The organism is Alloalcanivorax marinus (genome assembly GCF_016906305.1).
GTDB classification, from domain to species: Bacteria; Pseudomonadota; Gammaproteobacteria; order Pseudomonadales; family Alcanivoracaceae; genus Alloalcanivorax; species Alloalcanivorax marinus.
Genome location: NZ_JADDOL010000007.1, coordinates 107,648 through 131,293 on the forward strand (window position 1 = coordinate 107,648; position 23,646 = coordinate 131,293).

Sequence of the window (23,646 nt, forward strand, 5' to 3'; positions counted from 1 at the left end):
TTTGCCGGAAGTAGTATGGCGGAAAGCCTTTCCCCGACCCCGTCTCCACCGCCGGAACACGACCGCCGGCTCGCTCCCCGGGACGCCTTTCAATGGGCCTTCGATGCCCAGGCCGCGCGCCAGTGGCAGCAGGCCGCCCGCCGCTGGGCCACGCTGCGCGCGGTCTACCCGGATCATCCGCCGGTCTGGATCCAGGCGGCGGTGGCGTTGCGCGAGCTGGGCAGCCACGACGAAGCGCGGCACCTGCTGGCGGAGGCCCGGGCCCGCTTCGAGACCCATCCCGGCGGCTGGGTCCAGGGCGCCAACACCGCCCTGGCCGACGGCGACACCGCGCTGGCGGCGCGCCTGCTGGAAGAAGCTCGCCAGCGTTTTCCCGACGATCCGCCGGTATGGGTACGCAGCGCCCACCTGGCCCTGGCCACCGGCGATCGGGAAGGGGCTCTGCGCTTTAACCGCCACGCCCGCGACGCCTTTCCGGAATGGGCGCCGGCCTTCGATCAACACGCCGAGCTGGCCATGGCCGCCGGCGACTGGGACAGCGCGCGACAACGCTGGGCCGAAGTGCGCCGCCGTTTCCCGGACCACCCCCCGGGCTATCGCCGCGCCGCCGAGGTGGAGGAGCGGCAAGGCCGCCACCGGGAGGCCCGCCGCCTGCGGCTCGCCGAGGAACACGGCCTGGACTGGCTGGAAGAAAGCGACCCGGCCGAGCCGCCGGCGGTGGCGCCACCGCGCCGCCGCGACGGGCGCAATTTCATCGACCTGGTGTGGACCAAGGCCCGCCTCAACCTGAAATCCGAAGCCAACCGCAACCACCTGCGTTACCTCTGGTGGGTGATCGACCCGCTGTCGTACATGGCGGTCTTCTATGTGGTGTTCGGGCTGCTGCTGAACCGGGGCGGCGAGGGCTTCGTCGCCTATCTGCTCACCGGGCTGGTGCCGTTCCAGTGGTTCGCCAAAACCGTGCAGCACGCCTCCAACACCATCGTCGAAGGGCGCGGCCTGATGAATCAGGTGCGTATCTCGCCGTTGTTTTTCCCGCTGGTGGCGGTGGTGCAAAACGCCGGCAAGCAGACCCTGGTGTTTCTGATGCTGGCGGTTTTCCTGCTGCTCTATGGACTCGCGCCCACCGTTCACTGGCTGGCCCTGGTGCCGGTGGTGCTGGTGCAGTTACTGCTGATGGTGGGGGTCGGCTGTGGCCTGGCGATGATCATCCCGTTCGTCCGCGACCTGATCAACCTGGTGCCCACCGGCCTGCAGTTCCTGCTGTTCGCCAGCGGCGTGTTCTACACCCTGGACACCATCCCCGAACGCTGGCGTGACCTGTTCATGGTCAACCCCCTCGCCAACCTGTTGCACCAATACCGCCTGATTCTGCTCGATCACCAATGGCCGGACTGGAGCCAGCTGGGCTGGCTGACGCTGGGCTGCGTGATCGGCCTGGTGGTGGTGATCCTCGCCTACCGCCGGCTGGAAGGGGTGTTTCCTCGGGTGGTGGTGGAATGAACGGTCAGATTGTTCTCTCGGCCCGTGACCTGGGCGTGCGCTACAAACGGCGTGGTGGGCTATTCCGTCCGCCGCGCTACCACCAGGCGTTTCGTGGGCTGACGTTCGACCTTTACCAGGGTGAAACACTGGCTCTGACGGGACGTAACGGGGCCGGCAAGTCCACGCTGCTCAAGGTGCTGGCCGGAATCCTTCGTCCGGACGAAGGCCGTTTGATCAATCATGGTGTCACTGTTTCGCTACTCAGCCTACAGGCTGGCTTTGACCCGGAGTTACCGGGCACCGACAACGCGCTGCTGAGCGCCATGCTGCTTGGGTATACCCGGGCGCAGGCGCGCGCTTCTCTGAGTCGGATCGCGGCGTTCAGTGAGCTGGGTGCGTTCATGGATGAGCCGGTCAAGACCTACTCCTCCGGGATGCGCGCGCGCCTGGGCTTCTCCGTGGCCATGTTCCTGTCGCCGGACGTGTTGCTCATCGACGAAGCCCTGGCCGTCGGGGATCGGTCGTTCCGCGAAAAGGCCGAGCGCGAGATGAATAAGAAGATACATTCCTTGCAGACGGTGGTGCTGGTCTCTCATTCCGAAAGTCAGATCGAAAAGCTTGCGGACCGTGTGATCGATCTTCAATCACTGGGGGGCAGGCATGTTCTTTAGCGCAAGGCGTCGGCGTCCGAGGCTCTACCTTCATATCGGCCAGCCCAAATCCGGGACCACTTCGCTGCAGGACTTCCTCGCGCTCGAAAGGGAGAGGCTCAGCGAGCAGGGCTTTTTCTACCCCCGGTTACGTGAAGTCGAGAACGATAACGCCCACCATGCGCTGTCCTACGATCTTCGTGAGGAGACGGTGCCCGGGTTGCGCATGACGCCACACGATCCTTCCAGAAAGGCCCGGGTTTGGGACCAGCTGGCCGCGGCGGTGCGCGATACCACCTGCTCGACGGTGATTCTCAGCTCCGAGGACTTGTACTTTCTGGATGACGATGGCGAACGGCACCGCTCTGGTGTGGCGCTACTGGCGAATCGCCTGAAACCACTATTCTCTTCGATAACCGTGGTGGCGTATTTGCGTCGTCAGGATGAGCACGTCGAGTCCTGGTGCAATGAACTGGTCAAATACGGCTTCCGGCGCAACACCCTGGACATCGCGACTCTCGCGGAAACCCTGCCGGTTTGCCACAGCGACTATCACATGCTCAGGGAACTGTGGGTGCGCCGCTTTGGCGAAGACGCCGTGCTATTCCGTGCGTTTCGGCCTGACAGCCTAAAGAACGGCAGCATAGTGGACGATTTCTGTGACCTGGTGGGCTATCAGCCATCGTCACGGTTAGTGGATTTTTCCCATCGTAATCTGAGATTGACGCGCCTGGGGTTCGAAGTGATGCGTCATTTGAACCGCTTTGAACACTCCCTTCCCGTACACCGCCGCGCAGTGGAACTGATCCGGGATCTGGCGGTGGAGCCCCCTGAAGATCCCGGTGCGGAAGCGCCGTTTGAGTATTTTCGTGAGCCGCTTCGGGAAAAATGGCGCGACTCCAATCGCGCCCTGCGGCTCGATTTCCCCGATCCGCTGTTTGAAAAGGGCCAGGGAGGAGTGCGGCCGTACTGCCTCTGGCAACCACCGGATCTGGAGGCACTGCGGGAAGCCGCCGCGCTTGCCGCGCTCCAGGATGATCGGTGTGCAGCGGCGGCCGGTGCCCTGGTGGCGGCCGCCATTGATGTGATGAGGACTGAATATCATGCCCTTTGATCTGCACGACTGCTTACTGCCCAACGGTAAACTCTGCGCGGAGTTGGATTTGTACGTCCGTCTGCGCGGCCGGGCTAACTATGCCTTCAGTGAGCGCAGATTATATCTCGATGTGGGTGGCAGTGCGCGATTCAACACCTACTTTGGTGCTTTCAGCCTGCATAAATGGCAACGCTATACGGATTTGAAACAATTGCGGCTTGGGCTGCACATGGACGGTGAAGTGTTGCTCCGAGTATGGGGCGTCAATGGTCAGGGCGGCGAGGCCCTGGTGAAGGAATGGCGTACTACCGGCGCTGCCGCGTCCGATGGATTCCTGATCAGCGACGACCTTTCCGCCATGCCCTACGCCTCGCTTTATGTGGAGATCGTGGCGCTGGCGCCGACCCAGGTGAATGCCGTTTCGTTCAGCACGGACCAGGAAGCGTCGCGCACCGTGGGCTTGTCCATCGTCATTACCACCTTCAATCGCTTCGACGACATCGCTGCCACCGCCCTGCGCCTGGCCGATTTTCTGGAGCAGGCCAACCATCGAGGGGCGCGAATAAGCGCGTTTATTATCAATAACGGCGACGCGATAGATGTGCGGGAAACCGACTATTTAACGGTTCTCGAGAATCGCAATCTGGGTGGTGCTGGCGGCTTCGCGCGCGGTTTATCCGAGGTTCGCGCGCTGCCCGGGTTCACCCATTGCCTGTTCATGGACGACGATGCGGCCTGTGAAGTGACGGCTCTCGAACGAGCCCATGCCTTCCTGTCTTACTCTCGGGATGCCGCTTTAAGCATCGCTGGGGCTATGCTCAAGAAGGAGAAGACGTTCGTTCAGCATGAGGCCGGCGCTGCCTTCGATGGCCTGGTTCGACCTCTCCATAACGGGCGTGACCTGCGCGACTACACGCAGGTGCTAGGCAATGAAGAACCGGTTCATATCAACTACGGTGCCTGGTGGTTCTTTCTTTTCCCAATCAGTCAGGTGCACCGGTTTCCGTTTCCTTTTTTCGTTCGCGGTGACGATATCGAATTCTCCCTGAGTCATGATTTTCGCATCATCACGCTAAACGGCGTGGCCACATGGCAGGAGGACTTCGCCGCCAAATCCGGACCCATGGTCACCTATCTTTCCACTCGCTCGACGCTGGTCACAGCCTTGTTGCACGGCGGCTGGGGGAGGGTGATGCTGTGGTTCGCCGCCTCCGCGATGAAATCCGCGTTCGGCCTGTGTTACGACCGCACCATGGCGCAATGTCAGGCCGCCAAGGATGTGCTCGCCGGCCCGGCGTTCTGGGCCGAGCATATCGACCTGAGCGAGCGGCGCGCCCGCCTTAAAGAGAACACCCGGTACGAACATCCGGTCGGTGAAGGCGCGGAGCGCTTTCTGGATGATTTTCAGTTTCATGCCGACGAAGGCCGACTGACTCGCTTGTTCAGAATGCTGACGTTGAATGGCCATCTTCTGCCGGCCTGTCTGTTTAAGCGAGTGGACACGGTGTCGGTGGATTTCGCCCTTTCACCCTTTACCCGCGTGGCTTTCCTGCGGCGTGCGGTGCTCTACAAAAGCGGCGGCCGGCCCATCTTTCTGGCGCGGCACGACAAGCGTTATTTCTTCACGGTGGCGTGGCGCTCGGCTCGCCTCTGGGCGGCACTTATCCTGCAGGCACCGCACCTGCGTCGAGCTTATCGCCGCGCCCATGGCGATCTCACCAGTGAAGTTTTCTGGAAGCATCAATTCGGCGAATGAAAAGGGAGTTTGATTAGTCATGAACGTTCTGATGGTGGGTGCCGGGTTCTCCAGCGCGGTGATCGGCCGGGAGTTGGCCGAGGCGGGTCATGCCGTGACGATAGTGGAGCAGCGCGACCACATCGCCGGCAATTGCCACACCGAGCGGGACCCGGACACCGGCGTCATGGTGCACGTCTATGGGCCGCATATCTTCCACACCGACGACCGGGAAGTGTGGGAGTACGTGCAGCGCTTTTCCACCTTCAAGCCCTACGAGAACCGGGTGAAAAGCACGGTGGGAGGGAGTGTCTATTCACTGCCGATCAATCTGCACACCATCAATCAGTTCTTCGGCAAGACCCTGCGGCCGGAGGAGGCCAGGGCCTTTATCGAGGCTCAGGCCGCCACCCACATCGACGACCCGCAAACCTTCGAGGAGCAGGGGCTGCGGTTCGTGGGGCCGGAGTTGTACCAGGCGTTTTTTCACGGTTACACCACCAAGCAGTGGGGCTGCCACCCGTCGGCGTTGCCGGCCAGCATCCTCAAGCGGCTACCGGTGCGCTTCAACTACAACGACAACTATTTTTTCCATCGCTTCCAGGGCATGCCCGAACACGGCTATACCGCGCTGGTGGAAGGCATTCTCGATCATCCCGGCATCCGGGTTCATCTCGAGACGCCGTTCGAGGCGGCCATGGCGCGGGACTATGACCATGTGTTCTATTCCGGTCCGCTGGACGGTTATTTCGACTACAGCGAAGGCCGGCTCGGCTACCGCACCCTGGATTTCGAGCGCTTCACCCACCATGGCGATTACCAGGGCTGCGCGGTGATGAACTACGGCGACGAGTCGGTGCCCTACACCCGCATCACCGAGCACAAGCATTTCTCGCCCTGGGAGCAGCACGACGGCAGCGTTTGCTATAAGGAATACAGCCGTGCCTGCGGGCCGGACGATATTCCCTATTACCCGATCCGCCTGGTGGACGAGAAAGCCATGCTGGCCCGCTATGTGGAAAAGGCGGAAAGCACCGCCGGCGTCACCTTCGTGGGTCGCCTCGGCACCTATCGCTATCTGGATATGGACGTGACCATCCGCGAGGCCCTGGACGCGGCGCGGGGTTTTTTGGAACACCGCCGCGATGGTGAACCGGTGCCCGCGTTCTTCAAGGCGCCGCTGTGACCGACTCTTCCGAGAAAGCCACGAGCGGCGCGCGGTTGGTGGCGGTGGTGGTTACCTACAACCGCCTGGCCCACCTGCGCACCTGCCTGGCGGCGCTGCGCGGGCAGGCGTGTGACGCCATCGTGGTGGTCGACAATCATTCAACCGACGGCACTGGAGACTGGCTGGCGGAACAGCAGGCCGCCGATTCACGGCTCGACGTACTCACCATGACGCGAAACCTGGGCGGCGCCGGCGGCTTCGAGGCCGGCTTCCGCCATGCCCGCGCCCGCTACCGGCCGGAGTGGCTGGTCTGTTTCGACGACGACGCCTGGCCTCAGCCCGGTGCCTTCCGCGCCTTCCTGGAGGCGGACCTGGACGGCATCGACGCGGCGGCGGCGGCGGTGTATTTCCCGGACGGTCGCATCTGCGAAATGAACCGCCCCGGGCTCAATCCCTTCTGGCACCCGCGCCGCTTCCTGAAAACGGTGCTCGGCCAGGGCCGCCAGGGCTTCCACCTGGCGGACGCCGACTACCGCGCCGACGGGCCGGTGGACATCGACTCCACGTCCTTCGTGGGCTTCTTCGTGCGCGGCACCATGGTGGACCGGGTGGGTCTGCCGGAGGGGCGGTTGTTCATTTACGGGGACGACGTGCTCTACGCGCTCAATGTACGCCGTCAGGGTGGCCGCATCGCGTTCCTGCCGTGGGTGCGCTTCACCCACGACTGCGCCACCTTCTCCACCCACGAAAAGACCTTCGAGCCACTCTGGAAGGCCTACTACACCTACCGCAACGGCCTGCGTGTCTATCACACCGCAGCCGGGGCCCTGTTCTGGCTGTTCCTGCCTCTGAAGCTGGCCCGCTGGCTGCTCAATGCCCGCCACTACGACGACGCGCGGCCCTACCTGCGGCTGACCTGGGCGGCGCTGCGCGACGCCGCCACCGGCCGTTACGACCGGCCCCACGAGGCGGTGTTGAAAATGGCCCGCGGCGACCCCTGATCAGCGTGCGCCGAAGCCGGTGGCCATGGTGTGCAGGGTTTTCAGCACGATCAGAATATCCAGCACCGGCCCCAGGTGCTTGATGTAGTAGAAGTCGTGCTCCACCTTGCGGCGCGTGTCCACCACATCGCAGGCGTAACCCTGCTGCACCTGGGCCCAGCCGGTGATGCCCGGCTTGATGATGTGCCGGTAGCTGTAGAACGGCACCGCCCGGTCGAACGAGCGGGCGAAGCGCGGCTGCTCCGGCCGTGGCCCGATCAGGCTCATGTCGCCTTTCAGCACGTTCCAGAGCTGCGGTAACTCGTCCAGCCGGCTGCGTCGCAGCAGACGGCCCAGCGGCGTGATGCGGTGCTCTTCCTCATCGGCGAAGCGCGGTCGGTCACCGCGGTCTTCGTCCGGCAGGCGCATGGAACGGAACTTGAGCATGCGGAAGGTTTCGTTGCCACCGCCCACCCGTTCCTGGATAAACAACGCCGGCCCCGGTGACTCCAGCCGGATCGCCAACGCCACCAGCACCAGCACCGGCAGCGCCACCGGCAGCAGCAAAATCGCGCCGGTCACATCCAGCAGCCGCTTGCCGAGCAGATACAGCGGATTGGGCTGCAGCGCGCGCAGATCCGACGCGCTGAGCCCGTCCAGATCGACGCTGCCGTCCAGCGATTCGTTCAGATACTTGCCGCTGAGCACCGGAATGTTGCGGGCATTGTGGCGCGCGATAAAGCGTGCCCACTCATCGCTGAGAGGCGCGTCCATGTCCACCACCAGAGCGTCGAAGCGGCGCCGGTCCCGCGGGCTTTTCAGAACCAGAAAACGGGCGCAATCGCGGTCGTCCGGCGGCGTGGTCAGGCGGCCGCCGGGCACCAGCGCGAACTTGGTGTAGCGAAAGCGGTTCTTCAACAGCACCGTCGCCACCTGGGTGCCCATCAACAGCGCGAAACCGATGAACAGCGGCTTGCGCGCGTAGCCCAGGCGGCAGGCGGTGATCGCCAGCAACGCCACGCCGATGGTGGCGGCGGTCACCGACAGTTGGTAGACGATCAGATTGCCACCCGGATACTGCGACAGCCCCCGGGACAGCAGCGCGTTGACGATAAAGGCAAGAGCCAGGAGACCCAGCGTCAACAACTGATTCGGGTCCGCCGGCGAATCCCAGTAGCCGTACCCCAGATGGAAGGGCACCAGCGCCACCAGCAACAACGACAACGCGTAGCCGAGCGGGGTGTTGAGAAGAATGCGTTCGTACCAGCGCCGGTGGCGGGTGGGCTCGAACTCGAGAAAATTCTGCGACGGAGTTGATATTACCGCGCCATCATTGGGCATACCCAATCCCTCGAAGTCATGCGTCCGGATCCATGGGAGGGGAGCCTTGCCATCGCTGGCACGGCTGAACGGGCAGTTTAAAGGCAGGACAAGGGCGTGAACGGGGCGGGCTGCGGGGTTTGTGAACGGCTAGGTCAACGCCGTGTGAACGAGCCCGCCAATTGGAAGAATTTTAAAAAAAATGAAGGAGCCGGGCAGGGGCCCGACTCCGGAAAACACTCAGCCTTCGACGGTCACAAAGATCGGATTGGAATAGAACCACAGATCGTTATAGTTCCGCGCATTAATCGCATCGAAACGGGCCGCGTCGTTGCCCAGGTCCACCTTGCGGTCCGGCTGCGGTTCGCCGTCCACGGTTTCCCCGGCCACGTTCGGCGCCAGATTGGTGCCGCGCAGACGCAGGTACTGATCGCCGGTCACCGTGAGCGTGTGGGTGATGGTGGCGAAACCGTCCTCGCCCACGGTCCAGTCGTTGGCGTTGAAACGGGCCACCACCCGGGTGCTGGGGTTGGCGGCTTCCGCGTAGCCGGCGTCGCCCGGGGCCGCCGGAGCCGTCACATCGCCGGCGATCAGATCCACGTGGTCCACCACCGGCCGGGCATTGACCCGATGGCCGCTCTCCAGCGGGTATTCGTAATGGTTGCTCTCCGGGCTGCGGAAACGGATGGTCACCGTCACCTGGTCGCCGTTGGCCACCGACAGCTCACCGCCCATCACCGCGCCACCGTCGGCGCCCTCGGCCTGGAAGTCGAGCGCGTCGATCAGGTCACCGAACACGCCGAACAGGCGGCCGCCACGCAACGCCGCCAGCAGATCCGCCGGGGTGCGCGCGTCGTCCTCCAGCCACACATAGGTCTTGGCGTATTCGCCCGGTGCGTAGCCGCTGCTGTAGCGCCCCTGGGCGGTGGTGAAGTGGTAGTCGGAATTGGCCACCGTCCAGATCCGGCGCCCCTCGCCCAGCAAGGCGTCCCAGGGCCCGCCCAGCTTGGCCACGATGTAGTCGGTGCCGCCGTAGGTGCGCGAGGTCAGATTGGCGTCGGTATAGGCCTCCACATAGCCGCCCCGGTCCGGTTCCATCTGGTTGCCCACCATGCCCTCGATGGCGAAGAAGATCTCCGGCGCCAGGTCGTTCATCTCCCGCAACTGGGCCACCGTGTACTTGTTCATGTACCGGTTCGGGTGGTTCAGCAGCATGTAGCTGTCCGGGTGACGGTCACGCAACCACGCCAGCGCCTTCAGCGAATCCGCATGGGTGGAGTAGGCGCGGGTCTGGTCGCTCAGCGACGCCACCAGGGCCGGATCGAACAGCGCCGGGTCCCGGTTGGTGAACAGATACTCGAACTGCGCCACCGCCCGCAGGCTGTCCTCGCCATAGGCATCGTCCAGACCGATGCCGATGTTCACATGATCGTGGGTGGGCATGTCCCACTCCACCGTGGAAAACACCGTCTTGCCCTGGTAACGGCCCTCCGCCTGGGCCTGCTCCACATAGGGCTTCTCGTAGTCCACCAGCCCCCGGGAAAAAGGAATGGCGCCGCCCTGCAGGCTGGTACCGGTATGGTCCCGCCCGGACAGCCGCAGATGGTTGGACAGCGCCATCCAATCCAGCTGATAACGATCAAAACCGTCGTCGAGCACGCTTTCCAGCGACACCTGGGCGTCGTCGGACTGGAAGGTATGCACATGCAGATCGCCGTGGGTCCAACCGCCGGACCGCGCCACCGGCGGCGCCGGATCGCCGCCACCGACCGGATCGTTGTCGCTATCACCACCGCAGGCGCTCAGCGCCACCGCGCAGGCCAGCAGCGTCCAGCGCGCGCGGCGGGAAAAAGGGGAATCAGCGCGAATGTTCATGGGGACTTCTCCAGGTAAAAAGGGGCGGGCGCCCGATCAGGAAAAAGCACCATAGAGAGGAAGTATGACGGCGTGGTGACTGGCTTCTTGGTCCGCACCGGCGGAATTTCGCCGAGAGAGAATTCGGTCGTGGATCGGCCGGGCCGATCCGCGCTAATCTCCCCACCGGCGCGAAAATGTCGCCGCCGGTAAGGCGGTCACGCAAGTCGACACAATCAAAAAAGGGAAAACGATGAAAACGATTCATGCACTTTGGGGTGTGCCTCTGGTGGGGATGCTGGCGGCCTGTGGCGGCGGCGGCGACAGCTCCGGCGGCTCGGAGCCTGGTGATCCCGCCCCCGAGGGGTTCTACGAAGGCACCAGCGATGTGGGGACGGAACTGTTCGGGGTGGTACTGGATAACGGCGACTACTACATCCTCTACGGAGAGGAAAACGGCGCCGTGTACGACCTTCAGGGCGTGGTTCAGGGCACCGGTGTGACGCGGGGTGACCGCTTCACCTCCTCCAACGCCAGGGACTTCAGTTTCGTGGCCGAGGAGGTGTTCCAGGGCAGCCTGGACGCCACCTTTACGCGCAAGCAGAACCTGACCGGCACGGTCCAGGAAGACGGTAGCAGCGAACAAGTGGGTTTCAGCCTGGCCTACGACGACAGTTACGAACAGACCCCGGACCTGGCCGAGGATGCCGGCCTTTATTTCGGCATCGCGTTGATCCCGCAAGGCGGCCAAATCGAGGTCGAGGTGGACATCGACGAGCAGGGCAACTTCCAGGGCGAGGACGAATCCGGCTGCCAGTTCAACGGCACCATCGCGCCCCGGGAAAGCGGCGACGTCTACAATCTGAGCGCGACCTTTGAAGGCAGTACCTGCACCTACGAGGGCGAGACCCTGCAAGGGATCGTGGTGGTGCAGGACCGTGAGATCATTGCCGTGGCCCCCAGCGCCGACCGCACGGGGGGTGTTTTCCTGATTGGTCAGGAATCACTCTGAGGGCTGCCCGGGAAGTCGCTCCTCCTACGGCGGGCGCCGGGCAAAGAAAAAGGGCCTACCCGATGGATAGGCCCTTCTATTTGGCTCCCCCGGCCCCTCGGCCTGCATGCCGAGGGGCGTTCGCAGGGTGAAAGCGGTGCTTTCACAATTCCCTGCTCACCCTGCTGGGCTACGCCAGGTAAACATTCAGAGCCAAATAAAAAACCCCGACATCTTTCGATGCCGGGGTTCTTTATTTGGCTCCGCCTGCTGGGCTCGAACCAGCGACCCGCTGATTAACAGTCAGCTGCTCTACCAACTGAGCTAAGGCGGAATAACTTGAGGCGCGTATAGTAGTGGCGGCCCCCGGGGGCGTCAACACCCGGGGGACCGTTTGTTGCTTATTTAGACAGTGCCTGCTCGATGCGACGGATCGCCTCTTTCAGGGTGTCCATGCCGGTGGCGAAGGACAGGCGCAGGCAGCCGGGGGCGCCGAAGGCGGAACCGGGCACCAGGGCCACTTCCGCGGTCTCCAGCAGCTGGGCGGCCAGGTCGGTGCAGCTTTCCACCCCGTCCATGGCGGCGATGGCGCCGGAGAAGTCCGGGAAGGCATAGAAAGTGCCGTCGCCGGCGGCGCAGGTCACGCCCGGCAGCTTGTTGAGGGCGTCCACCACGTAGTCGTGGCGCTCCTTGAAGGCCTTGACCATGTCCTTCACGCACTGCTGGTCGCCGGACAGGGCGGCCTCGGCGGCGGCCTGGCTGATGGAGGCCGGGTTGGAGGTGGACTGGCTCTGCACCTTCTTCATGGCCGCGATCAGCTTCTGGGGGCCGCCGGCGTAGCCGATCCGCCAGCCGGTCATGGAGTAGGCCTTGGACACGCCGTTCATCACCACGGTGCGGTCATACAGCGCCGGGCAGGCGTTGACGATGTTCACGAACGGCTTGCCGGTCCACAGGATGTGCTCGTACATGTCGTCGGTGGCGACCACGATGTCCGGGTGCTTCTCCAGCACCGCGCCCAGGGCGGCCAGTTCCTCTTCGGAGTAGGCCATGCCGGACGGGTTGGACGGGCTGTTGATCACGAACAGGCGGGTCTTCGGCGTGATCGCCGCTTCCAGCTGTTCCGGGGTGATCTTGAAGCGGCTGTCCACGTCGGTTTCCAGGATCACGGGCACGCCGCCGGCCACTTTCACCATGTCCGGGTAGCTCACCCAGTAGGGTGCCGGGATGATCGCCTCGTCACCGTCGTTGAGCAGCGCCAGGGCCATGTTGAAGAAGCTCTGTTTGCCGCCGCTGGACACCAGGATCTGGTTGGCCTCGTAGTCCAGGCCGTTCTCGTTCTTGAATTTGGCGATGATGGCCTTTTTCAGACCGGGAGTGCCGTCCACCGGGGTATACTTGGTTTTACCGGCGTTGATCGCCTCGATGGCGGCCTGTTTGATATGATCCGGGGTATCGAAATCCGGCTCGCCCGCGCCCAGGCCGATGATGTCCTTGCCCTCGGCACGCAGTTCAGCGGCTTTGGAAGTAATCGCCAGCGTTGGGGAAGGCTTGATGCGTTGTACGCGGTCGGAAAGGTTGATATCGGACATGCACTCCTCATCTCTCTAATGAGTTGACGCCCCGGGCGCCATGCCGGGGGCACCCTGGACGGCGCGCCGCGGCGCGGTTCAGGGCCAGTAATGTTACCGCATTCGGGGAGCACCTCCCAGCCTGAGCCCCGCCGGGCCCACGGATTTTTCCCTTTATTACCGCACCGAGGACACATGGCAGACACCGCCTTCAAGCTGCATTCGGAGTACCAGCCCGCCGGCGACCAGCCCACCGCCATCGCCGGCCTGGTGGAGGGCATTCACGACGGACTGGGCCACCAGACCCTGCTCGGCGTGACCGGCTCCGGCAAGACCTTCACCATGGCCAACGTGATCCAGCAGGTCCAGCGCCCCACCATCATCCTGGCGCCCAACAAGACCCTGGCCGCCCAGCTCTACGGGGAGTTCAAGGCGTTCTTCCCGGAGAACGCGGTGGAGTATTTCGTTTCCTATTACGACTACTACCAGCCGGAGGCCTACGTCCCCAGTTCGGACACCTTCATCGAGAAGGACGCCTCGGTGAACGAGCACATCGAGCAGATGCGCCTGTCCGCCACCAAGGCGATTCTGGAGCGCCGCGACACCATCATCGTCGCCACCGTGTCCGCCATCTACGGCCTGGGCGACCCGGCCAGCTACCACGCCATGGTGCTGCACCTGGTGCGCGGCGACCGCATCGACCAGCGCGACCTGCTGCGCCGTCTGGCGGAGCTGCAGTACACCCGCAACGAAATGGACTTCCGCCGCGCCACCTACCGGGTGCGCGGCGACGTCATCGACATCTTCCCGGCGGAGGAAGAGAAAGAGGCGGTGCGCATCGAGCTGTTCGACGACGAGATCGAGGACATCAGCATCTTCGACCCGCTCACCGGCGAGGTGATCAAGCGGGTGGGGCGCATCACCATCTACCCGAAGAGCCACTACGTCACCCCCCGGGAGACGGTGCTCAAGGCCATCGAGATGATCAAGGAGGAGCTGGCCGACCGGCTCAAGACCCTCAAGGACAACAACAAGCTGGTGGAGGCCCAGCGGCTGGAGCAGCGCACCCGCTTCGACATCGAGATGCTCCAGGAGCTGGGCTACTGCAACGGGGTGGAAAACTACTCGCGCCTGTTCTCCGGCCGCCAGCCCGGCGAGGCGCCGCCCACCCTGTTCGACTACCTGCCCGACGACGCCATGCTGATCGTGGACGAATCCCACGTCACCATTCCCCAGCTCGGCGGCATGTACAAAGGGGACCGCTCGCGCAAGGAGACCCTGGTGGAGTTCGGCTTCCGGCTGCCCTCGGCCCTGGACAACCGGCCCCTCAAGTTCGAGGAATGGGAACGGCTGGCGCCGCAAATGGTGTTCGTCTCCGCCACCCCTGGGCCCTACGAAGAGAAATACGCCGGCCAGGTGGTGGAACAGGTGGTGCGGCCCACCGGCCTGGTGGACCCGGCCATCGAGGTGCGCCCGGCGGGCAGCCAGGTGGACGACCTGCTCGGCGAAGTGCGCGAGTCGGTGGAGAAGGGCGAGCGGGTGCTGGTCACCACCCTCACCAAGCGCATGGCCGAGGACCTCACCGAGTACCTGAACGAGCACGGCGTCAAGGTGCGCTACCTGCACTCCGACATCGACACCGTGGAGCGGGTGGAGATCATCCGCGACCTGCGCCTGGGCAAGTTCGACGTGCTGGTGGGCATCAACCTGCTCCGCGAGGGCCTGGACATGCCCGAGGTGGCTCTGGTGGCGATCCTGGACGCCGACAAGGAAGGCTTCCTGCGCGCCGAGCGCTCGCTGATCCAGACCATCGGCCGGGCGGCCCGTAACATCAACGGCCGCGCCATCCTCTACGCCGATGAGATCACCGGCTCCATGCGCCGCGCCATGGACGAAACCGAGCGTCGCCGGGACAAGCAGATCGCCCACAACAAGGAGCAGGGCATCACGCCCCAGGCGCTCAAGAAACAGGTGCGCGACATCATGGACGACGCCTACACCACCGGCGCCGGCCAGCCCGACCGCAAGCGCAACCGCAAGGTGGCCGAGGACAAGGGCAAGTACGTGGCCCGCTCACCGGCGGAGGTGGCCAAGGACATCGAGAAGCTGGAAGCGGAAATGATGGAGCACGCCAAGAACCTGGAATTCGAGCAGGCCGCCGCGGTGCGCGACAAAATCCACAAGCTCCGCGAGGAAGGCTTCATGCGGTAGGAACGGTGGTCCCACCGCGATTCGCCCGGCCCTTTGGCGGGGTCCATCGCGGTGGGAGTGCCGCTCCTACGCCACCATGGCGCTGCACTCGCGCACGCACGCCATGCAGGCGTCGGCGCACTCGCGGCAATGGTCGTGGTCGTGCTTGCCGCACTCCTCGCCGCAGGCCTTGCACACCTCGGCGCACAGCTCGCACAACTGGATGGCGAAGCGGCTGTCCTGCGCCAGGTACTGCGCCGCCAGCCGGCAGATCGCCGCGCACTGCAAATCCAGGCGGATGCACTCCGCCATCTCTTCCCGGTTGCCTTCCTCCAGGCAGCTCACCGCGCAATGGTCGCAATAGGCCGCGCAACGGTTGCAGGCCTCGATACAGGCGCTGTGATTGATCGCCATGACATCCTCCTTGATGTGGATCGTGGGTTCACGGCTTCGACGCTAGCAACGGGCGCGCGCTCGCGGCAAGCGAGCGCTCGGCATTTGCGTGAACAATACGTAAAAGAATGCTGAATGCTTTTGACGGGCGCCCGACACGGGTCTAGAAAAAAGGAACCGCAACAAGACGCAAGGAGAGCGCTATGGTGACGCACGGAGCGCGTCGTTTGCTGTGGCTGGCGTGTCTGGCCCTGCTGCTGGTCGGGCCCGGCTGCCGTTACCCCCGCGACGTGGAAGGCACCCTGGACCGGGTGCGCGGCGGGGTGCTGCATGTGGGCGTTACCGAAAACCCGCCCTGGGTGGTCCGTGGCGACCCGCCCGCCGGGGTGGAGGTCGACCTGGCGCGGGAGATCGCCGCCGCGCTGGACGCCCGGGTGCGCTGGCACTGGGGCGCGCAAAGCGAACTGATTGCCGCCCTGGAACAGCGCCAGATCGACCTGGTGATCGGCGGCCTGCGCGACAACCCGGCGCTGACAAAACAAGTGGCGTTGACCAAGCCCTACGCCAAACTGCCGGCGGGCGTGGGCTTTCCCGCCGGCGCCGGCAAGGCGCCGCCGGACAACCTGGACGGTCAGACCGTGCACGTGCCCCGCGTCAACCATCTGGCCGATCCCCTGCACGACGAAGGCGCCCGCGTGGTGCCCTTCGACGGACCACCGCCCACCGGCCAGGCCCTGGGCGGCGCGCACTGGTGGCTGCGGGCCCGCGGCCTCACCGTGGGGCCCTGGGTGCTGCGCACCGAACGTCACGTGATGGCGGTGCCCAAGGGCGAGAACGCCTGGCTGGCCCTGGTGCAGCGTCATCTGAACGGCGTCGACGACCTGCCGGCCCGCCTGGCTGACGCCAGCCGCGCCTACCCGGATGGCCAGGGAGGGGAATCCCAATGAAAGTACGCGCGGCTTACCGTTTACCCGACGACAAGCACCGGGCCATTGAACGGCTGGTGCGCCTGGAATGGCTCAACCTGGTCCTGCGTATCAGCATCGTGGCGGTGATGTATTTCGCCCTGGGCAACAGCCAGGCCATGAAAGCCGGCTGGTACGAGGACATCCTGTCGCTGCTGCCGGCCATCATGTTCCTGCTGGTGGTGCGCTTTCGGGACCGCACACCGAACGAGCGCTACCCCTATGGCTACCAGCGGCTCACCATCATCGCCTTCCTCGCCGCCTCGGTGGCGCTGCTGATGATGGGCGGCTTTCTGCTGGTGGACTCGCTGATCAAGCTGGTGAGCATGGAACACCCCACCATCGGGGTCATCGAGCTGTTCGGCCACTCCATCTGGATGGGCTGGGTGATGATCGCGGCGCTGGCCTACAGCGTGGTGATCCCGCTTACGCTGGGCTTTTTCCAGGAACGGCTGGCGGAACAGGTCCACGAGAAAACCGTCTACGCCGACGCCAAAATGAGCAAGGCGGACTGGATGACCGGGCTCGCCGCGGCCATCGGCGTGCTGGGCGTGGGCGCCGGCTGGTGGTGGGCGGACGCCCTGGCCGGCGCGCTGATCTCCCTGGACATCATCAGCGACGGCTTCAAGAACCTGCGGGAGGCGGTGGGCGATACCCTGGACCGGCACCCCCGCTTCACCGCCAAAACCGAACCCTCGCCGCTGCCCGAGGAACTGGCCGCCAGGCTCCGCGCCATGCCCTGGGTGAAGCACGCCGAGGTACGCCTGCGCGAAGAAGGCCACGTGTTCAGCGGTGAAGCCTTCGTGGTGCCGCACAGTGATGATAACCTCACCCACAACATCGCCGAAGCCACCCGCGCCCTCAACCACCACGACTGGCGCCTCTACGAAATCGTCATCACCCCCCTCCCCGGGGTCGGACCCCGATAAGGGTTTGATTTTTATGGGATTGGTGGGCGAATGGGCGGGTGTTTTAGGGCTTGGAGGCCGATTTTGGGCCCTGTTTTCATCGTTTAAGGAGTTTCCATGCCGATTGCCATGGTCATGCATCAAGCCGGCGGCCCCGAAGTACTGAAAGCCGAGAACATCGATATCGGCGCTCCCGGGCCGGGTGAGCTGCATCTCAAGCAGACCGCCGTGGGGGTCAACTTCCACGATATCTACGTGCGCTCGGGTCTCTACCAGACCCTGCCGCTGCCCGGCGTGCCCGGCCTGGAAGGGGCCGGCGAGGTGCTGGCGGTGGGCGAGGGCGTGGAGCGCCTCCAGGTGGGCGACCGGGTCGCCTATATCGCCCACGGCTACGGCGCCTACGCGGAAGAGCGGCTGATCAAGGCGGACAATGCGGTGCGCCTGCCGGAGGGGCTGGACGACACCCTGGTGGCCGGCATGATGGTGCGCGGCCTCACCGCCCGGGTGCTGATGACCGACGTGTTCGCCCTGAAGCCGTCCCACACCCTGCTGGTGCAGGCCGCCGCCGGCGGTGTCGGCCAGCTGCTTTGCCAGTGGGCCCACCATCTGGGCGCCACCGTGATCGGCACCGTGGGCAGCGAGGCCAAGGCCGAGCAGGCCCGCGCCGGCGGCTGCGACCATGTGATCCTGTACCGCGAGCAGAACGTCACCGCGAAGGTCAAGGAGATCACCGGCGGCAAGGGCGTGGCGGTGGTCTACGATTCGGTGGGCAAGGACACCTTCTACGGGTCCCTCGACTGCCTGGCGCCGCGCGGCCACCTGGTCAACTTCGGCCAGTCCTCCGGCCCGGTGGAGCCGCTGGCCATGCCGCGCCTGGCGGCCGCTTCGCTGACCGTGACCCGCCCCATGCTCGGCCATTACATCGGCGACCTGGCGCGCCGCGACCAGGTGGCGGCGGAGTTCTTCGCCGCCCTTCAGGATGGCACCCTGACCCCCGCCGCGCCGGCGATCTACGACCTCAAGGACGTGGGCCGCGCCCATCAGGATATGGAAGCGCGCAAAACCCACGGCGCCGTGGTGCTGCGGGTGCGATGACCTATCCCGTCCCCGCCGGCCCGGTGGACCGCGAGCTGGAAATCAATAAAAGCCGCTTTATCGCCTGGCTGCGCCCGGTGCGCAGCCGGGCGGAAGGCCAGGCGGTGCTCGAGGAGGCCCGCGCCCGCTACCCGGACGCCACCCACCACTGCCACGCCTGGCTGATCGGCGCGCCGAATTCCGGCCAGGGCGCCATGAACGACGACGGCGAACCCTCCGGCACCGCCGGCAAGCCCATCTTCAACGTGATCCAGCACAAGGGCATCGGCGACGTGATGGTGGTGGTGATCCGCTATTTCGGCGGCGTGAAGCTGGGCGCCGGCGGCCTGGTGCGCGCCTACGCCGGCGCCGCCGAGGCGGTGCTGTCCGCCATGGAAGTGATCGAGCAGGTACCCGAGTCCACCGTCACCCTGAGGCTTGGTTTCGCCCAGGAGCAGCCCCTGCGGCACTGGTGCGATCAGCACGAAGGGCAGCTGGACGACGTGGACTATGGCGAGACGGTGCGGGTGCGTCTGACCCTGCCGGAAGCGCGGCTGCCGGAGTTGGACGCTTTTTGCGCGGCGCAGGGGATGGATCGCGACTGAAGTCGCTCCTACCGGTTCTGTAGGAGCGGTTTCAACCGCGATCAGGCGGAGTGGCCAGGCCGGCCCGGAAATCCCGCCATGGGATTGACGCAATCGGTCATTGGCGGCACGCGCCGGTCGCGGCACCCTGGTGCCCATACCGATGACAACAGCCACCACAACAGGAGCCTCCCATGCCCGTGGTCGACCCGGATCCCAAACGTCTGCCGGACATTTTCAAAAGCATCCCCGCCGACACCCCCATCGTCATGCTCAACTTGCTGCGCTTCCGCGACAAAGCCCGCTACAAGGACGGCGAGGCCGATTACGACGGCCGCGAAGCCTACCGCCGCTATTCCAAGGTGGCGTTCCAGAAGGTCCAGGGCGTGGGCGGCGAGATGGTCTGGAGCGGCCACACCCTGGCCGGCGTGATCGCCCCGGAGGACGAGCACTGGGACGAGGTGCTGCTGGTGCGCTACCCCTCGATCCAGGCGTTCGCCACCATGCTGGCGGACCCGGAATACCGGGAAGCCACCAAGCATCGCACCGCCGCCCTGGAAGAAGCCCGTCTCATCTGCAACCAGGAGAAATGAACACGGCCTTCGCGACTGAAGTCGCTCCTACCCCATCCCCTGGGCCGTAGGAGCGACTTCAGTCGCGATCCCCCAAGCGCCCGTTCAAACCAAAACGCTATAAGCAAAGAATCAAGCGCTGCTTGCAGGTTATAAATAAACCGCTACCATCCAGCCATTCCCCGCACCACCGGACCGCTGGAGCCTTGGCCGACGATGACGCCGGATATTTTGTTCACCTCGCTGGTCGTGGCCGCCGTGCTCGGCGCCCTGGCCAGCAACCGGGTGCCCGCCGAGGTCACCATGATGGCCGCCCTGGTGGCGGTGCTGGTGGGCGGCGTGATCAGCCCGGACCAGGCCCTGGCCGGCTTCGCCAACCCGGGCCTGATGACGGTGGCGGTGCTCTACGTGGTGGCCGCCGCCCTGCGCGACACCGGCGCCATCTACTGGATCGCCCATAAGCTGCTGGGCCAGCCGAAAACCCTGACCGGCAGCCAGACCCGCCTGATCGCCCCCACCGCGCTGCTCAGCGCCTTCCTCAACAACACCACCGTGGTGGCGATGATGATCCCGGCGGTACAGGAGTGGGCCCAGCGCCTCAAACTGTCCGCCTCGCAACTGCTGTTGCCGCTCAGCTACGCGGCCATCCTTGGCGGCACCTGCACCCTGATCGGCACCAGCACCAACCTGGTGGTGGACGGCATGATGCAACGCCGGGGCCTGGAAGGTTTCCACATCTTCGACCTGGCCTGGGTGGGCGTGCCGCTGCTGCTGGCCGGCACGGCGTTCCTGCTGCTGCTCGGCCGTCGCCTGCTGCCCAACCGGGCCGGCCTGGTGGAGCAAGTGGAGCGGGCCCGCGAATACCACGTGGAAATGGTGGTGCCGGAGGGCAGCCCGCTGCACAACAAGACCATCCAGGACGCCGGCCTGCGCAACCTGACCCACGGCTACCTCACCGAAATCCAGCGCGGCGACAAGCTCTACACCGCGGTGGGCCCGGACATGCAGATCCTGGCCGGCGACCAGCTCGCCTTTATCGGCGCCCCGGACTGCGCCCGCGAGCTGCAGCGCATCAACGGCCTGGTGCCGGCCCACGGCGGCGCCCACAAGCTCAAGCTCAACAACCACCAGCGCTGCCTGGTGGAAGTGGTGATCGGCCCGGAATTTCCCGGCCTCAACCACACCGTCAAGGACAGCGCCTTCCGCACCCGCTACCAGGCCGCCATCCTCAGCATCAGCCGGGGCGGGCGCCGCCAGCCCGGCAAGGTGGGCGAACAGATCCTGCGCATCGGCGACACCCTGCTGCTGGAAACCGGCCAGACCTTCGTGGAGCAATACCGCTACCGTCGCGACTTCATGCTGGTCAGCCCGCTCAGCGATTCCACCCCGCCGGACTTCTCCAAGGCGCCCCTGGCCACCGCCATCCTGGTGGGCATGGTGGCGATCAACGTGATCGGCCTGCTGTCGGTGCTGGAAGCCGCCTTTATCGCCGCCGGCCTGCTGCTCGCCACCCGCTGCGTCACCGTCAACCGGGCGCGCATGAACGTGAGCGTCAACCTGCCGGTACTGGTGGTGATCGGCGCCGCCTTCGCCCTCGGTACCGCCCTGGAAGAAAGCGGCACCGCCGCCTTTATCGTCAACGCGCTGATGGGGCAGGGCATCGACAACCCCTGGCTGGCGCTGCTGGTGGTCTACGTAATCACCGCCCTGTTCACCGAGGTGATCACCAACAACGCCGCCGCGGTGCTGGTGTTCCCCATCGCCACCGGCATCGCCGAGCACCTGGGCGTGTCGCCCATGCCCTACATCGTCGCCGTCATGTTCGCCGCCAGCGCCAGCTTCATGACGCCGCTTGGCTACCAGACCAACCTGATGGTCATGGGCCCCGGCGGCTACCGCTTCACCGATTACCTGCGCATCGGCGTACCCATGTCGATCCTCGCCGCCGCCGTCACCACCGCCCTGATCCCTGTTTTCTGGCCCTTCGGCGGCTAACACCCACACTGTTACGGAGAATGTCATGTCAGGCCCTTACGAAAAACGCGAGAACGACTCCCAAGCCGAAGTCATCTGGCACCAGTCCAACATCACCAAAGCGGACCGGGCGAAGCAGAAGGCCCAGGTGCCGAAGTGCATCTGGCTGACCGGCCTGTCCGGGTCCGGCAAGTCCACCCTGGCCAACGCCCTGGAAGTGGCGCTCACCGCGCAGGGCAAGCACACCTACCTGCTGGACGGCGACAACGTGCGCCACGGGCTGAACAAGAACCTGGGGATGAGTGACGAGGACCGCACCGAGAACATCCGCCGGGTGTCCGAGGTGGCCAAGCTGATGGTGGACGCCGGTCTGGTGGTGGTCACCGCCTTTATCAGCCCGTTCCGCGCCGACCGGGACGCCGCCCGGGCGCTGTTCGAGGACGGCGAGTTCGTGGAAGTGTTCGTCGACGCGCCGCTGGAAAAATGTGAAGAGCGCGACCCCAAGGGCCTGTACAAGAAAGCCCGCGCCGGCCAGATCAAGGAATTCACCGGCATCGACAGCCCCTACGAGGCCCCGGACCGGGCCGAGGTGGTGATCAATACCGCCGAGAACGACATCGAAACCTGCGTCAAACAGCTGATCGCCGCCATCGGCGTGTAAGCCGTATCGCGGCTTCAGCCGCGATGCCCGCACGCCAGAGGCGTGTCCCGCCATTCGGCGCGCGGGGTCTGGTCAGGCGGCTGGCGGACGGCGGCGCAGGCCCAGAGCGGCCAGGGTGAGCAGCAACAGAGGCGCCATGGGGCCGCCGCCGCCACCGCCGCCGCCGCTGTCATTGCTCTCCGGCGCGTTGTGCTGGATGAAGGTGCGGCCCTGGATTTCGCTGCCGTCGTCCGTCTGCCAGGCGATGGCCATCACGCCTTCCCGCAGGGCCACCCGGGGCTCGCCGCCAGGGGTGAACGCCCCCAGCGCCGACAGGTCGGCGAACGGCGTGTCCCGGTCGCCCACCACTTGGCCGTCGCGGTCGAAGGCGGTGAGGCCGGCCACCGGCGGCTGACCCGCTTCCTGCCAGGCCCAGACACCGACCAGATTGCCCTGGCCGTCCGCCGCCACGCTGGGCGGCGTGAAGGTGCCGGTCTGCGGGTTCGCGGCGAGCAGCAGGGCGGCACCGGCGGTGCCGTCGCCGTGCCAGCGGCGGCCGTGGATTTCGAACGTTTTCTGCGGGTCGTCGCTCGGGGTGTTGTCTTCCAACCAGACCCCCACGAAGCCGTCGCCGCCGACACTGGCCACGGCGGGGTCGGACTGATACACGTCGCTGCTCGAAACAACGCCGTTGTCCAGCTCCTCAAAATGGTCATCGTGCAGAGCGGTGCCGCCGGGGCTGAGCCGGCGGAAAAGCGCCTCGGCACGATCCTCGATGGTGACCACCAGGGTGCCGTCCGGCGCCATGGTCATGCCGCCGGGTACGATAGAGCGTTGGACCTGGATCTGGTCCCCCCAGGATTGGGTGTGGTCTCTCAGATAGCGGACCCAGAAAAGACGGCCGACCATACCGGCGCTACCGGAGACGACATAATCGCCGTCCGCGTCCACCACGATACCGCTGCGGCAGAGGGGAACGCCGATGGACGGTATCGACCGGGGCGCGGCCACGGTCTGGTCGGTGTCATTACGATTGACGCGGGTGTACCAGCCGTCCTCGTAGCAGTCGTCACTGCCACCGCCCTCGGGGTCGTAGCTGCCCCAACTGACCATCAGATTGCCATTGCCGTCGCTGTCCACGGACGGCCGGCCCAGATGAAGGTTCTCGCTTTCGGCAACCTGATGGATCCGCACCGGCGCCCCGACCGGTTCGCCGGCGGCATTGAAGCGTTGCACGGCCACATAGTCGCGGGCGCCCGGGTCTTCGCCGCGAGCGGCCCAGACCAGCGCCCAGCGATTACCGGGAAGGGCGGTGATATCGAAGCTCTGGATTCGGTAGCCGGCGTCCGCCTGCTGAAGGGTCAGCCCGGCGCTGGGTTCATCCAATCGGATTTCCGCGGTGGCCGGCGCCGCGGCCATAACGGCCGTAAAAATCAAACACGACGCGGCGCGCCGTGAGAATGCGTCCTTCATTCTTTTTTCCCCAGTCTGTTTTT

General features: G+C 65.2%; 20 protein-coding genes and 1 tRNA gene. 15 read left to right on the forward strand and 6 right to left on the reverse strand.

All coding sequences use genetic code 11. From position 1 onward, the window contains the following. The first annotated feature begins 15 nt into the window (after positions 1-15). Genes IM760_RS08310 through IM760_RS08335 form a run of 6 tightly spaced genes read left to right on the forward strand, consistent with a single transcriptional unit; the run spans position 16 to position 7,135 of the window. Positions 16-1,503 (forward strand): ABC transporter permease, encoded by a 1,488-nt coding sequence (locus IM760_RS08310; RefSeq protein WP_204428262.1) that lies wholly within the window; start codon positions 16-18, stop codon positions 1,501-1,503. Then, a complete protein-coding gene (locus tag IM760_RS08315; protein ID WP_204428263.1) occupies positions 1,500-2,156 on the forward strand; it encodes an ABC transporter ATP-binding protein in 657 nt (218 codons plus the stop codon). Before IM760_RS08310 ends, IM760_RS08315 begins: the two co-directional genes overlap by 4 nt. Continuing rightward, positions 2,146-3,249: a hypothetical protein gene (locus tag IM760_RS08320; RefSeq protein ID WP_204428264.1), complete on the forward strand. Its 1,104-nt coding sequence runs from the start codon at positions 2,146-2,148 to the stop codon at positions 3,247-3,249. Before IM760_RS08315 ends, IM760_RS08320 begins: the two co-directional genes overlap by 11 nt. After that, the gene (locus IM760_RS08325) at positions 3,239-4,987 is read left to right on the forward strand and encodes a hypothetical protein (RefSeq protein ID WP_204428265.1); all 1,749 of its coding nucleotides are present in this window, start codon (positions 3,239-3,241) and stop codon (positions 4,985-4,987) included. Before IM760_RS08320 ends, IM760_RS08325 begins: the two co-directional genes overlap by 11 nt. Positions 4,988-5,006: 19 nt before the next feature. Then, positions 5,007-6,152, forward strand: coding sequence for a UDP-galactopyranose/dTDP-fucopyranose mutase family protein (locus IM760_RS08330; protein WP_204428267.1), 1,146 nt, complete (start codon positions 5,007-5,009; stop codon positions 6,150-6,152). Next, a complete protein-coding gene (locus tag IM760_RS08335; protein WP_204428269.1) occupies positions 6,149-7,135 on the forward strand; it encodes a glycosyltransferase in 987 nt (328 codons plus the stop codon). Before IM760_RS08330 ends, IM760_RS08335 begins: the two co-directional genes overlap by 4 nt. Here IM760_RS08335 and IM760_RS08340 read toward each other — a convergent pair whose 3' ends face one another. Both IM760_RS08340 and IM760_RS08345 read right to left on the reverse strand, forming a co-directional pair. After that, a complete protein-coding gene (locus IM760_RS08340) occupies positions 7,136-8,455 on the reverse strand; it encodes a sugar transferase (protein ID WP_204428271.1) in 1,320 nt (439 codons plus the stop codon). It abuts the gene before it with no gap. 219 nt (positions 8,456-8,674) lie between these two features. After that, positions 8,675-10,309 (reverse strand): CehA/McbA family metallohydrolase domain-containing protein, encoded by a 1,635-nt coding sequence (locus tag IM760_RS08345; protein WP_204428273.1) that lies wholly within the window; start codon positions 10,307-10,309, stop codon positions 8,675-8,677. A gap of 232 nt (positions 10,310-10,541) precedes the next feature. Between IM760_RS08345 and IM760_RS08350 the strand changes: the two genes are divergently transcribed. Next, positions 10,542-11,300: a hypothetical protein gene (locus IM760_RS08350; protein WP_204428274.1), complete on the forward strand. Its 759-nt coding sequence runs from the start codon at positions 10,542-10,544 to the stop codon at positions 11,298-11,300. Positions 11,301-11,537: 237 nt separating this feature from the next. Here IM760_RS08350 and IM760_RS08355 read toward each other — a convergent pair. Together IM760_RS08355 and IM760_RS08360 are read right to left on the reverse strand one after the other, a co-directional pair. Continuing rightward, positions 11,538-11,613 (reverse strand) — tRNA-Asn (locus IM760_RS08355). A gap of 67 nt (positions 11,614-11,680) precedes the next feature. Further along, complete coding sequence (locus IM760_RS08360; RefSeq protein ID WP_204428276.1) at positions 11,681-12,871, reverse strand: pyridoxal phosphate-dependent aminotransferase; 1,191 nt, start codon at positions 12,869-12,871, stop codon at positions 11,681-11,683. A 174-nt stretch (positions 12,872-13,045) separates the two neighbouring features. On the opposite strand from IM760_RS08360, the gene uvrB reads away from it, so the two are divergent. Next, positions 13,046-15,061, forward strand: a complete 2,016-nt coding sequence (uvrB, locus tag IM760_RS08365) for an excinuclease ABC subunit UvrB (protein ID WP_204428278.1) — start codon at positions 13,046-13,048, stop codon at positions 15,059-15,061. A 66-nt stretch (positions 15,062-15,127) separates the two neighbouring features. Here uvrB and IM760_RS08370 read toward each other — a convergent pair whose 3' ends face one another. After that, complete coding sequence (locus tag IM760_RS08370) at positions 15,128-15,454, reverse strand: four-helix bundle copper-binding protein (protein WP_204428280.1); 327 nt, start codon at positions 15,452-15,454, stop codon at positions 15,128-15,130. Positions 15,455-15,636: 182 nt separating this feature from the next. Between IM760_RS08370 and IM760_RS08375 the strand changes: the two genes are divergently transcribed. The 7 genes from IM760_RS08375 to cysC all read left to right on the forward strand — a co-directional run bounded on the left by IM760_RS08375 (position 15,637) and on the right by cysC (position 22,171). Beyond that, positions 15,637-16,380, forward strand: coding sequence for a substrate-binding periplasmic protein (locus IM760_RS08375; RefSeq protein WP_204428282.1), 744 nt, complete (start codon positions 15,637-15,639; stop codon positions 16,378-16,380). After that, on the forward strand, positions 16,377-17,327 hold the full coding sequence (locus IM760_RS08380; RefSeq protein ID WP_204428284.1) for a cation diffusion facilitator family transporter: 951 nt from the start codon (positions 16,377-16,379) through the stop codon (positions 17,325-17,327). Before IM760_RS08375 ends, IM760_RS08380 begins: the two co-directional genes overlap by 4 nt. Before the next feature lie 96 nt (positions 17,328-17,423). Then, on the forward strand, positions 17,424-18,401 hold the full coding sequence (locus tag IM760_RS08385) for a quinone oxidoreductase family protein (protein WP_204428286.1): 978 nt from the start codon (positions 17,424-17,426) through the stop codon (positions 18,399-18,401). Further along, entirely contained in the window at positions 18,398-18,985 is a 588-nt protein-coding gene (locus IM760_RS08390) for a YigZ family protein (RefSeq protein ID WP_204428288.1), read from the forward strand. The genes IM760_RS08385 and IM760_RS08390 overlap by 4 nt, the downstream gene beginning before the upstream one ends. Before the next feature lie 173 nt (positions 18,986-19,158). After that, positions 19,159-19,557, forward strand: a complete 399-nt coding sequence (locus IM760_RS08395; protein WP_204428290.1) for a DUF1330 domain-containing protein — start codon at positions 19,159-19,161, stop codon at positions 19,555-19,557. Positions 19,558-19,752: 195 nt separating this feature from the next. Next, positions 19,753-21,531, forward strand: coding sequence for an SLC13 family permease (locus tag IM760_RS08400; protein WP_204428292.1), 1,779 nt, complete (start codon positions 19,753-19,755; stop codon positions 21,529-21,531). Positions 21,532-21,556: 25 nt separating this feature from the next. Beyond that, positions 21,557-22,171, forward strand: a complete 615-nt coding sequence (cysC, locus tag IM760_RS08405; protein ID WP_204428294.1) for an adenylyl-sulfate kinase — start codon at positions 21,557-21,559, stop codon at positions 22,169-22,171. Between the two features lie 72 nt (positions 22,172-22,243). Here cysC and IM760_RS08410 read toward each other — a convergent pair whose 3' ends face one another. Beyond that, complete coding sequence (locus IM760_RS08410; protein ID WP_204428296.1) at positions 22,244-23,536, reverse strand: hypothetical protein; 1,293 nt, start codon at positions 23,534-23,536, stop codon at positions 22,244-22,246. Between the last annotated feature and the right edge of the window lie 110 nt (positions 23,537-23,646).